We start from the raw sequence: 13,664 nt of genomic DNA, 5'->3' as shown, positions 1-13,664 counted from the left end.
TGGGTAGGGTCGAATAGGTGTTCTTGAAGGCGTTGACGCTCAAGGGGTTCAAATCCTTCGCTGATTCCACCACGCTGGTTTTCGAGCCCGGTGTGACGGTGATCGTGGGTCCGAATGGCAGCGGCAAATCCAACGTGGTCGACGCGGTGGCCTGGGCTCTGGGCGCACAGGCCCCGACGTCAGTGCGCTCGGCCAAGATGGACGATGTCATCTTTGCCGGAACTGCTTCCCGGGCGGGATTGGGCCGGGCCGAAGTGTCGCTGAGCATCGACAACACCTCTCGTCTCCTGCCCATCGAATTCGAAGAAGTCACCATCACCCGCACGCTGTTCCGCAGCGGTGACAGCACGTATGCCATCAACGGGGTGCCCTGTCGGCTGCTCGACATTCAGGAGTTGCTGAGCGATTCCGGCGTTGGCCGCCAGCAGCATGTGATCGTCTCCCAGCGCCAGATTGAGGGGGTCCTGAGCGCCCGCCCCGAGGATCGTCGGGCGGTTATCGAGGAGGCGGCCGGGGTGTTGAAGTACCGCCGCCGCAAGGAGAAGTCTGAGCGGCGGCTGGCTGCTTCGGAGGCCAATCTCAACCGGTTGTCCGACGTCGTGCGGGAGATCCGCCGCCAGCTGCGACCGCTGGAGCGACAAGCCGAGGCCGCCCGGCGGCATGGCGACCTGGTGGCTGAGTTGAGCGGTCTTCGCCGCTTCCTGGCCGGGCAGGAGATCGACCAGTTGCGCCGGCGGGTTCGTCAGTTGACGCAAGACCAGGCCGCCGACCGCCGCGAGATGCAGCAACTCACCGGGCAAGTCGAGGCCTTGGACCGAGACTTGGCTGCCGCTGAGGCACAGCTCTCGGGGGCCGACGGGCGAGACATCGGCAACGCCTTGATGCGCTTCGAGGGGACAACCGAGCGCCTGCGGGGTCTGGAGGCGCTGTTGTCGGAGCGCCGGCTGCGCTTGCAGCGCGACCGCGATGCCGGAGTTGACGAGGATGTAGTGGCCACGTTGGAGGCCGAATCTGATCGCTTGGGCAAAGAGCTGCGGGCGGTGGAGGGTTTGGCGGCAGCCCTGGCTCCTGATGCGGCTGCTGTCGCCGATGCCGAGCAGGAGCTGGAGCAGCTCCGCCTGTCGTTCGACGAGCGGTGGGGTGATGGGGGTTTGTCGGTTTCCGGATCGGAGGCGCCGCGAATCAAGGGCGAGATGAGGATCCTCGAGGCGTCGATTCACCGAGATCAAGAGGAGTTGGATCGTCTGGGTCGGAATCTGGAGGAGTTGGAAGAGCGTCGACAGACGCTGATCAAGGAGCTGGACCGAAGCTGGGCCGAGGCCCAGGAATCCGAGACCGCTCAACTGTCCCAGTGGAAGGAGCACCGACAAGCCGAGCGTTCGGCGGAGGAGGCCCGGGCCGCGTGCGAGCGCGAGAGGGCGGCTCTTGCCGAGGCGGTCGGAGATGTTCAGGCCTGGGAGGCTCGGCGGGATGCGCTGTCTCTGGCCTTGGACGAGGCGCGTGATGCATCTGGAGCTCAGCGCTTGGTCGGCATCGAAGGTGTGGTCGGCACCCTGCTCGATATTGTCGACATCGACCGGGGATGGGAGGCGGCTTTTGAGGCCGCCGCCGGTGAGGCGGTTGCCGCCGTGGTGGCCACCGACACCGAGGTCGCCATGAGAGCCATCGCCACGTTGGAAGCAGACAATGTGAGCGGTGCGGTCTTGGCTCTGGGCGGGTCGGGTGCGGTGGCGGCAAACCCGAGTGTGGGTGCCCCGTTGCGCCCCCATGTTCGCTCGTCGGTGACGGGCATGGACCAGCTCCTCGACGCCCTCGTCGGCACGGTCGGGGTGGTGGACAGCAGTGAGCAGGCGGTGGCGGCGGCGGTCGCCGATCCCACCTCTGTGGTGGTGACCCGCCGGGGCGACCGGTTCTCGCCTTCTGGATGGCGGGTAGGTGTTCGGCGCTCTGGGGCCACTAGGGGATTGTTGGAAGAGGCAGAGCAGGCATCGGTTCGGGCGGCCGAAGCGGTCAGCGCCGCCGAGCAACGGCTGGCCGTGGTCGACCGCCATCGAGAGGAGGCCGAGCAACGCGAGGCTCGGGCTCGTGAGGAAGCCCTGAGCCGGTCTGAGGCGCTGAACAACGCTCGGGATCGGGCGGCTGCGGTGGAGCGAGAGCTTCGTGACGCGGAGGTGGGGATCGCCGCACTCGGACCTCGTCGGCGAGAGTTGGATGACAGGATCAGCGAGGACCGACGCCGGGCTGGTGAGCTTCACCAGGAGTTGCCCCAGCACGAGGCCAAAGAAGTTGAGCAGCGGGCTCGCGCCGAGGGCATGAGTCGAGCCCGAGAAGAGCTGTCCGAGAAGTCTCAGGCGGCAAGCAGCCTCCGCTCCGATTATCAGGTGAGGGCCGCGGGGATTGAGGAACGGCGCCGACTGCTGACCACCCAGCGAGACGAGATTGAGCGGCGGTTGAGCCAGATGACCCAGGCCCGTTCCGAGGCTGCCTCTCGTCGGGAGGCGGTTGACCTGCGACTGTCCATCGTTGATCAGCTGATGGATCTTGTGGCCCAGAGGGCTCGCGAGGCGGGCGTTCAGCTTGAGGATCTCCGCCGTCGGAGGGCTCAAGAATCGGAGGCAGCTCGTGCAGCCGCCCAGCGGCTGGAGGATGTGCGCAGCCAGCGGTCTCAGACGGAGGCCAGATTGGGGCAGTGCCGAGAGCGGGACCGCAGCGCCGAGATCGAACTGGCTGAGGCGAATATCCGCCTTGAGGCTGCGGTCGACCGGTGCCGCCGGGAGCTGGACTGCGAGCCCGGTGAAGCAGTGGCCGCTGAATGTCCTCCCCTGGAGGCGGGTGTCGTGCCCGCTGATCGGATCAGGGTCCTTGAGCAAGAACTGCGCATCATGGGACCGGTGAATCCGTTGGCGCTGGAGGAATTCGAGGCGCTGTCGGAGCGCTACGAGTTCACCCAGGGCCAGATTGACGACATTCGCCAAAGCCGCCGGGAGCTTCGCAAGGTGATCCGCAAGATCGATGAGGAGATCGTCAGCGTGTTCTCGTCGGCCTATGCCGACGTGGCCCGCAATTTTGCCGATCTGTTCCAGACCCTGTTCCCCGGCGGCGGGGGCAAGCTGCGGCTCACCCAGCCTGACGCGTTGTTGGACACCGGGGTGGAGATCGAGGCCCGCCCCTCGGGCAAGAACATCCGGCGTCTGAGCCTGCTCTCGGGAGGCGAGCGCTCGCTCACCGCGCTGGCGTTCCTATTCGCGGTGTTCCGCAGCCGGCCATCGCCGTTCTACGTGATGGACGAAGTGGAGGCGGCCCTTGACGACGTCAATCTTCACCGCTTCCTCCAGCTCATCGACGAGTTCCGGGCTGACGCCCAGCTGCTCATCGTGAGCCACCAGAAGCGCACGATGGAAGCAGCTGACTGTCTCTATGGCGTGTCCATGAAACCGGGGGGAAGCTCCAAGGTGCTTTCCGAAAGAGTGGTGGTAGCCTCAGAACCGAAGGTACTTCTCGAACAAGGCTGAGGACTCACCACACACGATGAGCAACGAGTCGCTGGAAACTCACCACACACGATGAGCAACGAGCCCGAAGATCCCCGGTCGGAGTGGGATCCCTTGGGGTGGGAACTGGAGGGCCCCGACGAGCAGCCCAGCAACTTGCCGAAGCCCCGCGCGGTGGAGGTGGTTGCCTGGGCCTCCCAAGACGACCTGCCCCCGCAATCCCGCAATCCCGTCATGGTCATGTTTGTAGCGTCGGTTCTGTTGGCCGTCTTGGGGCTGGTCGGCATCGGAATCGGCGTGGGCAGCATCTTCTTCAATCAGGACACTCCCCCTCCTGAAGTTGTCGTGGTCTCCGGGCCTCAGGTGGTGAGCGCCCCTGCGAGCGGGTCGCAGATTCTCCCGGCTCCGCCGGTCGTGCCGCCCTCGGGTCAATCGCCGTCAGGCGAATCCCCCAGCTCAGACCAACCGCCGAGCCCACCGATACCTGATGACCCAGTGGTGGCGGTCGCCCGGGCGGTCATACCCTCAGTAGTGCTCATTCAGGTGGACGGGCCTGAACTGGAAGATCCGGAGACAACGCCCGGGTTCCCTCCCGAAGACCAGGAGTCTGAGAACGAGGTCCCCGAGGAATTCGAGCTGCCTGAACAGGAGCCAGGAGGTGGGCAGGGTTCGGGGATCATCTATGACGCGTCCGGTCTCATACTGACTAACGCCCACGTTCTGGGCGACGCCGAGGCGGTAACGGTGCAGTTTGCCGACGGCACCAGGGCCGAGGGCGTCGTAGTGGGAACCGCTCCAGCAATCGATGTCGGTCTAGTAAGGGTCGACACGGACATGGCGCTGACACCGGCAGTTTTTGCTGATCGCTCGACTGTCGAGGTGGGGCAATTGGCCGTGGCGGTGGGCAGTCCGTTCGGGTTGCAGCAGTCGGTCACCTCGGGGATTGTCAGCGCGGTGGGCCGGGCTATCAGAGAGGGAACGGGCGACAGCGCGTTTGTCGAGATGATCCAGACCGATGCCCCCATCAATCCCGGCAACTCGGGCGGCGCCCTGGCCAATCGCTTCGGACAGGTCATCGGCATGAACACGCTCATCCAGACCGACGGCTCGCTGGGGAACATCGGATTGGGGTTCGCCATCCCCTCCGACATCGCGCTGAACATCGCCCAGCGCATTTTGAACGGCGAGAGCACCGAGCTCGGTTACCTGGGCATCTGGGGGACCGATCCGGAGATTGGCCATCCGGGCGCCCTGGTTGTGGAGGTGGAGCCGGGCACTCCCGCCGACGAGGCCGGGTTGATGGAAGGGGATCTGATCGTCCTCATGGACAACGAGGTGGTTTCCACGTTCACCGAATTGGCGGCCAAGGTCCAGTTCCGGGTGCCCGGAACGGAGGTGGAGCTGGAAGTGGTACGCGACGACGACCAGATCACGCTGTCAGTGGTCATCGGCTCTCGGCCACCCGTTGAAGACCCCGATGACGAGTAAGGGATAAGGGTGCCGCTTCGAGATCGGCTCTCCACTGCCCGAGGGACGTTTACTGGCTTCTTGGCCTCCGTAGTCTCCCGAGGAGTGGACGACGCCACTTGGGAGGAGTTGGAGGAGGCGTTGATCCTGGCCGATGCCGGTGTCAGCACCACCACCGCGCTGCTGGATCGGCTCAAGGAGCAGGCCAAGGCAGGCAGAGTCAACGATGCGGAAGCCCTGGTGGCTCTGCTCAAGGCCCAGATGGCCGAAGATCTGGGCGGTCATGACTTGGAGCTGGTTACCGACGGCAGCCCTGCGGTGTGGTTGTTTGTGGGGGTGAACGGGGTGGGCAAGACCACCACCATCGGCAAGCTGGCTTCCCGGGAGGTGCAGAACGGTCGCAGGGTGGTGCTGGCCGCGGGGGACACGTTTCGTGCGGCGGCCGTCGAGCAGCTGGGCCAGTGGGCCGACCGGTCGGGGGCCGAGCTGGTACGCGGTGCCGAGGGCGCTGACCCCAGCTCAGTTATCTTCGACGCCATCGAACACGCTTCGGCCGCGGGAGTGCCACTGGTCATGGCGGATACCGCCGGTCGCCTGCACAACCGCGCCAACTTGATGGAGGAGTTGGCCAAGATCCACCGGGTGGCCGGCAAAGGGCCGGGAACGGTCACCGAAGTTCTGTTGGTGATCGACGCAAGCACCGGACAGAACGGGCTTGCCCAGGCCCGCCGATTCACTGAGTCGGCCGAGCTGACTGGCGTGGCCCTCACCAAGCTCGACGGGTCGGCCAAGGGCGGCATCGTCATGGCCGTCCAAGACGAATTGGGGATACCGGTGAAGTTGGTGGGTCTGGGGGAAGGTATCGAGGACTTGGTTGAATTCGACGCCGACGAGTTTGTCGACGCCCTGTTCGCTTAGTCTGGGCAGCCCATGTTCGACACGCTGAGCAACCGGTTCGAGGGCATCTTCAAGCGCATGAGGGGATTGGGGACCCTGCGGGAGAGCGATGTCGACGAGGTGCTGCGCGAGATCCGCCTGGCCCTCTTGGATGCCGATGTCAACCTCCATGTAGTCCGCGGTTTCCAGGACAGGGTCCGCCAGCGGTGTGTGGGGGCCGAGGTTCACAAGGCGCTGAATCCGGTTCAGCAGGTGATCAAGTTCGTCCATGAGGAGCTGATTGCCACTCTGGGCGGCGAGACCTTGGAGATCACCCATCCGGCCAAGACCCCCACGGTGGTGCTGCTGGCTGGCCTTCAAGGCTCGGGCAAGACAACCAACGCGGCCAAACTGGCCTCTTGGTTCAAGCAGCAGGGGCGAAACCCCATGCTGGTGGGCGCTGATTTGCAGCGCCCTGCCGCTGTCGAGCAGCTCCGCACCTTGGGAGCCTCCATCGGAGTTCCGGTGTTCAGCGAGCCCTCCGATCCGATTGCAGTGGCCAGAAAGGGCGTGGCCGAGGCAGTGGCATCCAGCCGGGACGTGGTGATCTGCGACACCGCCGGACGGCTGGCCATCGATGACGAGATGATGGATCAGGTCGGGCAGATATCTGACGCCATCGAACCCCACTACACCTTCTTGGTGGTGGACGCCATGACCGGCCAGGACGCGGTCACCACCGCTGAGTCGTTTCATGCAGTCCTCGAGCTCGACGGGGTCATCCTCACCAAGGTGGACGGCGATGCCCGAGGCGGCGCTGCCCTGTCGGTGAAGGAGGTGGTGGGACGGCCCATCGCCTTCTCCTCCACCGGCGAGAAAGTCGATGAGTTCGAGCTGTTCCACCCCGACCGGGTTGCCGGCCGGATTCTCGGTATGGGCGATGTGCTCACCTTGGTCGAGAAGGCCGAGCAGGTATACGAGGAAGCCGAAGCCGAGGCGGCTGCGGCCAAATTGCTGGAGGGAGAGTTCACGCTGGAGGACTTCTTGGAGCAGATGCGCCAGCTCAAGAAGATGGGCTCGCTCCAGAACATGGTTGGGATGCTTCCCGGTGTGCCCCCTGAATTGCGCAAAGCCGAGATCGAGGATGATCGAATCGCCCAAGCCGAAGCCATTATCTGCTCGATGACCCCTGAGGAGCGGGCCGCCCCCCGCATGGTCGACGGCTCTCGGCGACAGAGGATCGCCGCTGGTTCGGGAACCCGTCCCTCGGAGGTGTCACAGCTCCTGCGGCAGTTCAGCGAAGTGCAGCGGATGATGAAGCGAATGGGAAACAAAGGCCCGGGTTCGGCCCGCAAGAAGTCCAAGAAGGGTCGAAAGGGGAGTCGGGTGACCCCGCCAGGTGGCCAACAGAAGTCGGGAGGCAGTCGGGTTACCCCACCGGGTAGCCAGAAGAAGGCGGGCAAGCCCAAGTTGGCTTTGCCGGGCTTGGAGGACGGGGAATTCGATCTCTCTTCCCTGAGGTAGCCCACGGGCATTTTGGGCGGGTAGAGTTTTGCCATTCCGGCGGTCGGCGCCGGTTCGTGCCTGCACCGGCACTGATGACGGGCTAATCGGGTTCAGGACGCCCAATGTGCCTCAGAAGACAGAAGGGCTGACCGGCTAGTGGCAGTAAAACTTCGGCTGATGCGGATGGGAAAGAAGAAGCAGCCCTCTTACCGCGTAGTGGCCGCTGATTCCCGTAAAGCCCGCAATGGGCGATTCATCGAAATCGTAGGTACCTACAATCCCCGCCAGGAGCCGTCTCTGATCGAGATCGACAACGAGCGGGCGTTGCACTGGCTTCGCCATGGCGCCCAGCCCAGCGAGCGGGTGCAGAAGCTGTTGGTCATCTCTGGCGCGTGGGCGGAGTTCACCGGTGAAGCCGGGCCCGCGGCAGCTCCTCCGGCCATGGTCACGACAGCCGCATCTGCTGAGGCTGCTGATACCGCACCCGAAGGCGAGCCGATAGAGACCGCCGAGGAACCCGAAGCGGCATCGGCGGAAATCGCCGAGGAACCCGAAGCGGCATCGGCGGAAATCGCCGAGGAACCCGAAGCGGCATCGGCGGAAATCGCCGAGGAACCCGAAGCGGCATCGACAGAGGGCGACGAGGGCCCAGAGGAGGATGCCGAGAAAGTCGAGGATGGGGAATCGTGAGCGACACCGACTTCGAGACCGTGGACGACGATTACGAGGACGACGACTTTGAAGACGACGATTTCGACGAGGACGGTGACATCAACACCATCGAAGTCCCCACTGCTCGAAACGTTCTGGAATACCTGGTCAAGTCGGTGGTGGAGAATCCCGACGACGTTGAGGTGGAAATAGTCGAGCGACAGGGTTCGGTCACGCTCGAGGTCACAGTGGCCGAAGGCGACATGGGCCGAGTCATCGGTCGTCGGGGTCGAGTGGCCAACTCCATCCGCACCCTTGTGCGGGCCGCGGCCAGCAAAGATGGCAGCCCCATCGACGTCGAGTTCGTCGACTGATCAATCAAGGGCGTCTCTTCTGCTCGAGGTCGGCCGCATCGACCGGGCTCACGGGGTCCGGGGAGAGGTAGTGGTCACGCTGTGGACCAACCGCACCGAGCGGCTTGAGGCAGGCGCAGTGCTCGCCTCCGATTTTGGCGACCTCACCGTGGCCGATGCTCGGGCCTTCCAGCAGCGCTGGATCGTGCGGTTCGCCGAGATCAGCGACCGAGACACGGCTGAATCGGTGAGGGGACAAGCGCTGAGAGCCGAGCCCATCTCTGATCCCGAAGAGCTGTGGGTCCACGAGCTGATCGGCATGATGGTGTGCGAAGCCGACGGCACCGAGCGCGGGAGGGTCGAAGCCGTGCAGGGGAACCCGGCCAGCGATCTTCTTGTGCTTGAGTCTGGGACGCTGGTGCCGCTCACCTTTCTTGTCGAGCGATCAGCCGATCGGCTGATCGTGGATGGGCCAGACGGGTTGTTCAGCGAGGCATGAGAGTCGACGTCTTCACCATCTTTCCCTCGATGTTCGAGGTGTTCTTGGACTTCGGTGTGATCGGGAGGGCGGTGGAGCAAGGCCGGGTCGAGGTGCGAGTTCACGACCTCCGAGCCGGGGCGGGCGACCCCCATCGCTCAGTTGACGATGCACCGTTCGGCGGCGGTGCGGGGATGGTCATGATGCCAGAGCCCCTGTTCAATTCCGTGGAGCAGGCCGATCCGCCGAGGCCCTTGCTGCTTCTGGGACCCGCTGGACGCCGGTTCGACCAGGCCATCGCCCGAGAGTTGGCCTCGGGCCGCGGATTCTCGCTGCTGTGCGGTCGCTATGAAGGGGTGGATCAGCGAGTTCGAGATCATCTGGTGGACGGAGAACTGTCGCTCGGCGACTTCGTGCTGGCCGGCGGTGAAGTCGGGGCGATGGCGATCATCGAGGCAGTGGGCCGGCTTGTTCCCGGCGTGCTGGGCAACGAGCTTTCGGCCGCCGATGAATCGTTCAGCGATGGGCTGTTGGAGTATCCCCACTACACCCGGCCTGCCGAATTCCGGGGCTGGCCGGTTCCCGATGTGCTTCGGTCGGGAGATCACGGTCGCGTGGATCGCTGGCGGAAGGCCCAATCACTGGCCCGAACAGCAGCACTGCGACCGGACCTCATTGACGCCCGCGGTGGTTTATCCGATGAGGAGCAGGCGCTCTTGGAAGAGTTCGGCCTCGCCTGATGAGGACGGGTATGATGTTCTGTCGCGCCCCAAAGGCTGAATTGGGCGCTCTGTACCCACAAGAGGCGTGCTATGAATCCCACCGACATCGTTGATCGCGATACCAGACGATCCGACATTCCTGAATTTGGCCCCGGCGACACGATCAAGGTGCACGTCCGCGTTGTGGAAGGCAACCGAGAGCGGGTCCAGGTTTTCGAAGGAGTGGTCATCCGCCGACAGGGCAGCGGGATCCGAGAGACTTTCACCGTTCGCAAGGTGAGCTTTGGAGTAGGAGTGGAGCGCACTTTTCCTGCGCATTCGCCCATCATCGCCAAGATCGACGTCGGTGCCCGCGGCGACGTGCGCCGGGCCAAGCTCTACTACCTGCGCGACCGCATCGGTCGGGCCGCCCGGGTCAAGGAAAAGCGCTTCTAGCCGACAGCCAAATTGTCACTCCCCGTGCTTAGGGTGGAGACATGGCATACCGGCAGGCGTTGGGCCGTTGGGGAGAAGACCGAGTGGTGCGGTGGTATCGCCGCCATGGGTTCGAGGTTCTCGAGCGCAACTGGCGGTGTCGGCACGGGGAGTTGGATGTAATCGTGCGGCGGGGCCCCGTCGTCGCGGTCTGCGAAGTCAAGACCCGGTCGTCGCTGGCATATGGCTCGCCCGCCGAGGCTGTCGGCTGGCAGAAGCAGCGGCGGATACGCCGGCTGGCTGCCCAGTGGTTGGCCGAGCAAACGCGTTCAGGACCGGTCCAGATTCGATTCGACGTTGCCGAAGTGGTGGGTCGTGAAGTGCGAGTGATCGAAGCGGCTTTCTAGCCCAGCACCGCCCACAGAATCAGCCCGACGCAGACCAATAGGCCGAAGGCCACAAACCAATAGTCAAACCGAGTGCGCCGGTGCTTGCGTGTGGGATCGAAGCCCATGCACGATTATCGTCCCCGCGGTGGCTGCTCGGGAAGCCGGGGTCGCTGTGCGATCGGCACTCATCTCTCTCTGCTTGGTGCTGGCGGCCGGATGCGGTGCGGGCTCATCTCCTGAGGTGGAGGAGGGGCCCGACGGCACCCCCGATCCCGTGTTGGTGGCCGGTCGGGCCATTTTCGTCGACCGGTGCTCGTCCTGCCACGACGCCGATGGCAGCGGGACCGGTGACGGCCCGCGGTTGAATCGAGGTCGCGTGTTGGAGGTATACCCCGAACCGGGCGACGCGGCAGTTGTTGTGTCTGAGGGAAGAAACCGCATGCCCGCCTTTGGCGGGCTGCTGACTGCCGGTGAGGTCGACGCAGTGCTCCGCTACATCAACGAGGTTCTCTGAGGGCTGCGACACTGGAGGAGTTGTCACCGTCCACGGGTATGGTCTTGGGAACGCTCGTGATCAGCGCTAAGGGTCACTCTGTCGGCACGAGGAACCATCCTCGAGAAAGCACAAACCGTGCTCGCCACCATCCCTGCCTCCGTTCTCGCCGGAATCACCGGACATCCGGTCTCGGTGGAGGTCCATGTCTCCTTGGGCCTACCCACCTTCACCGTGGTAGGCCTGCCCGACGCCGCTTGCCGAGAGGCCCGTGATCGGGTTCGAGCCGCTCTTCTCTCCAGCGACGCGAAATGGCCTCCGGGGAGAGTCACCGTCAATCTGGCCCCATCGGGAATCCGCAAGGAAGGCCCCGGCCTTGACTTGGCCATAGCCATGGGAATCCTGGTGGCCGACGACCAGTTGTCTGCCGATGTCTTGGACGATATGGCCTTCTTGGCCGAACTGGGCCTTGATGGCCGGCTCCGGCCGGTGCCTGGAGTGCTGCCTCAAGTGCGCTGCCTGGACGCGGCCGAAGTGGTGGTCGCTCCGAGCAGCGCCGCAGAAGCCGCGTTGGCGAACGGTCCGGTGGTCAGGGCACCGGATACCCTCGGTGAACTCATCTCTGCGCTTCGAGGAGAGGAGGCCTGGCCTGACTTGCCGTCGCCGGGGTCGATGAGCCCGCGGCGCGAGACCGTAGACCTGGCTGACGTGAGAGGACAGCACATGGCTCGGTTGGGGTTGGAAGTGGCCGCGGCGGGCGGACATCACCTTTTGATGATCGGACCGCCGGGCGCGGGCAAAACCATGTTGGCCCGGCGGCTTCCCGGACTCCTGCCCTCATTGGACGAGTCCACTGCCATCGAGGCAACCATGGTGCACTCGGCCGCCGGCTTGGACTTGCCGTCCTCGGGATTGATCAAACAAGCCCCATGGCAGGCACCCCACCACTCCGCTTCGATGATCGCACTGGTGGGCGGAGGGAGCCGGGCGCTGAGGCCGGGAGCAATCAGCTGTGCCCATGGCGGCGTGCTGTTCCTGGACGAGATGGGAGAGTTCGCGCCCCAAGCCTTGGACGCGCTGCGCCAGCCCCTCGAAGAAGGGGTAATCCGAGTCAACCGCGCCACGGCGGCAGCATCGTTTCCCGCTCGATTTCTACTAGTGGGGGCTATGAACCCGTGTCCGTGCGGGGAGTTGGGGCAGCCGGGCATGTGCCGATGCACCCCCATGGCCCGACTGCGTTATGCCCGACGGTTGAGCGGGCCGCTGCTGGACCGATTCGATCTGAGAATTCATGTCGGCCGACCGGAAGTCAGCGACTTGTTCGACGCACCGCCGGGAGAGTCCTCCACCGAGGTGAGAGCCCGAGTGGACCGGGCGCGGGCTGCCGCTCTCGAACGCGGCGCAGGGTCCAACAGCGAGTTGTCCGACGATGCCTTGGAGGAGTTCGCCCCGCTGGACCCAGAGGCCAAGAACCTGTTTCGCCACGCCATCGCGGAGGGACGTCTCACCGCTCGTGGCTTCCAGCGGGTTCGAAGGGTCGCTCTCACGCTGGCTGATCTGGGCGGACATGCGCCCCCGCTGACCGGGGGCATCGTCGCGCAGGCGCTGTTCATGCGCACAGAGCCGGTCACCGTGGCCCACGATCCCTGGAGTCTTGCCAATGGCCGCCGATGACATCCCGGTAGCAGAGGTCCTGGCCGAAGATATGGGAAAGCTGCCGATGGAGGCGTGGCTCGTCGCGCTGGCCTCGCTGCCCGCAGTGGGGCCGGCCCGGTTGCGGGCGCTCCTCGCTACCGGCAGCCCAGCCGCCGTGTGGACCCGTCTTCAGGGACCGCCATCTCCTGAGCTGATGCAGGTGGCCGGCAAACACGACCTGTATGAGCAGTGGCGCCGCACTGCCGTCAGCCTCGATGTGGACCGGTTGTGGGCTCGGCACCGTGAGCACGGTGTGGGAGTGGCTGCGCTGGGTACCCCGGGATACCCATCAGCCCTGTCTCATGACATGGATCCGCCCGCAGTCGTGTTCCACATGGGAGATCCCCAGGTGGTTGCCGGTCCCCGCGTGGCCATCGTCGGCACCCGTCGATGCACACGCTATGGCAGCGATGTGGCATTCGAACTAGGCCGGGATTTGGCCTCGGCGGGCGTGGGGGTGGTCTCCGGGCTGGCCCTGGGCATCGATGCCGCTGTCCATGCCGGAGCCCTGGATGCCCGGACCGCCCCGCCCATTGGAGTAGTGGGCAACGGCATGGACAGGGCCTATCCCGAGCGCAACCGAGCCCTGTGGCGGGCGGTGGCCGATCAGGGAGTGCTGTTGGGAGAAGCTCCTCTGGGAGCGCCTCCTGAACAGTGGCGGTTTCCGGCTCGCAATCGCATCATCGCAGCCCTCGCCGATGTGGTCGTGGTGGTGGAGTCCCATGCCTCTGGAGGGTCCATGCACACGGTGGCCGAGGCCGCGGCCCGGGACCGGGCAGTCATGGCCGTTCCCGGACCGGTTCGCAGCTCCGCATCAGACGGCTGTCATGAGCTGCTGGCCGACGGCTGCGCGCCTTGCCGCGACGTTGATGATGTGCTGCTCGCCCTGGGCATGTCCGGTGCGGAGGCCGTCCCTCTGGACTCCCGCCCGGATCCGGACCGCGTCGGCCAACAGGTTCTGGATGCACTGGGTTGGCAGCCCGCTGATGCCGAGCAGATCAAGGGCCGCACCGATTTGACCATGGCCGAGGTAGCCGGAGCGGTGGAAGAGCTGCGGGCTGCGGGCTGGGTGGCCGTGTCGGGCCGCTGGATCGAGCGGGTGGGCATCACCCGGTGAGTTGGCGGAGAA

13 protein-coding genes are annotated in these 13,664 nt (G+C 65.1%); all 13 read left to right on the top strand.

The features are described 5' to 3' along the window. The first annotated feature begins 17 nt into the window (after positions 1-17). Positions 18-3,512, top strand: a complete 3,495-nt coding sequence (gene smc, locus ACOGI7_RS08805; RefSeq protein WP_419848387.1) for a chromosome segregation protein SMC — start codon at positions 18-20, stop codon at positions 3,510-3,512. A 51-nt stretch (positions 3,513-3,563) separates the two neighbouring features. Further along, entirely contained in the window at positions 3,564-4,979 is a 1,416-nt protein-coding gene (locus ACOGI7_RS08800; RefSeq protein ID WP_419848386.1) for a S1C family serine protease, read from the top strand. Positions 4,980-4,988: 9 nt separating this feature from the next. Beyond that, a complete protein-coding gene (gene ftsY / locus ACOGI7_RS08795; RefSeq protein WP_419848385.1) occupies positions 4,989-5,876 on the top strand; it encodes a signal recognition particle-docking protein FtsY in 888 nt (295 codons plus the stop codon). A gap of 12 nt (positions 5,877-5,888) precedes the next feature. Beyond that, complete coding sequence (gene ffh / locus ACOGI7_RS08790) at positions 5,889-7,358, top strand: signal recognition particle protein (RefSeq protein WP_419848384.1); 1,470 nt, start codon at positions 5,889-5,891, stop codon at positions 7,356-7,358. Between the two features lie 138 nt (positions 7,359-7,496). Continuing rightward, positions 7,497-8,030 (top strand): 30S ribosomal protein S16, encoded by a 534-nt coding sequence (rpsP, locus tag ACOGI7_RS08785; protein WP_419848383.1) that lies wholly within the window; start codon positions 7,497-7,499, stop codon positions 8,028-8,030. Then, complete coding sequence (locus ACOGI7_RS08780; RefSeq protein ID WP_419848382.1) at positions 8,027-8,365, top strand: KH domain-containing protein; 339 nt, start codon at positions 8,027-8,029, stop codon at positions 8,363-8,365. Before rpsP ends, ACOGI7_RS08780 begins: the two co-directional genes overlap by 4 nt. Beyond that, positions 8,331-8,843 (top strand): ribosome maturation factor RimM, encoded by a 513-nt coding sequence (gene rimM, locus ACOGI7_RS08775; RefSeq protein ID WP_419848381.1) that lies wholly within the window; start codon positions 8,331-8,333, stop codon positions 8,841-8,843. The genes ACOGI7_RS08780 and rimM overlap by 35 nt, the downstream gene beginning before the upstream one ends. Further along, entirely contained in the window at positions 8,840-9,562 is a 723-nt protein-coding gene (gene trmD, locus ACOGI7_RS08770) for a tRNA (guanosine(37)-N1)-methyltransferase TrmD (RefSeq protein ID WP_419848380.1), read from the top strand. The genes rimM and trmD overlap by 4 nt, the downstream gene beginning before the upstream one ends. A gap of 72 nt (positions 9,563-9,634) precedes the next feature. Then, on the top strand, positions 9,635-9,979 hold the full coding sequence (gene rplS, locus ACOGI7_RS08765) for a 50S ribosomal protein L19 (RefSeq protein WP_419848379.1): 345 nt from the start codon (positions 9,635-9,637) through the stop codon (positions 9,977-9,979). 41 nt (positions 9,980-10,020) lie between these two features. Then, the gene (locus ACOGI7_RS08760) at positions 10,021-10,365 is read left to right on the top strand and encodes a YraN family protein (RefSeq protein WP_419848378.1); all 345 of its coding nucleotides are present in this window, start codon (positions 10,021-10,023) and stop codon (positions 10,363-10,365) included. Between the two features lie 127 nt (positions 10,366-10,492). Continuing rightward, positions 10,493-10,861, top strand: a complete 369-nt coding sequence (locus tag ACOGI7_RS08755) for a c-type cytochrome (RefSeq protein ID WP_419848377.1) — start codon at positions 10,493-10,495, stop codon at positions 10,859-10,861. 117 nt (positions 10,862-10,978) lie between these two features. Continuing rightward, entirely contained in the window at positions 10,979-12,514 is a 1,536-nt protein-coding gene (locus ACOGI7_RS08750) for a YifB family Mg chelatase-like AAA ATPase (RefSeq protein ID WP_419848376.1), read from the top strand. Further along, positions 12,501-13,652: a DNA-processing protein DprA gene (locus ACOGI7_RS08745; RefSeq protein WP_419848375.1), complete on the top strand. Its 1,152-nt coding sequence runs from the start codon at positions 12,501-12,503 to the stop codon at positions 13,650-13,652. The genes ACOGI7_RS08750 and ACOGI7_RS08745 overlap by 14 nt, the downstream gene beginning before the upstream one ends. Positions 13,653-13,664 lie beyond the last annotated feature (12 nt).

This window comes from Candidatus Poriferisocius sp. (assembly GCF_965204145.1).
In the GTDB taxonomy this organism is placed as follows: domain Bacteria; phylum Actinomycetota; class Acidimicrobiia; order Acidimicrobiales; family Bin134; genus Poriferisocius.
Note: the sequence above shows the minus strand (reverse complement) of the source record. Positions and strands in the feature narration are given on the sequence as shown.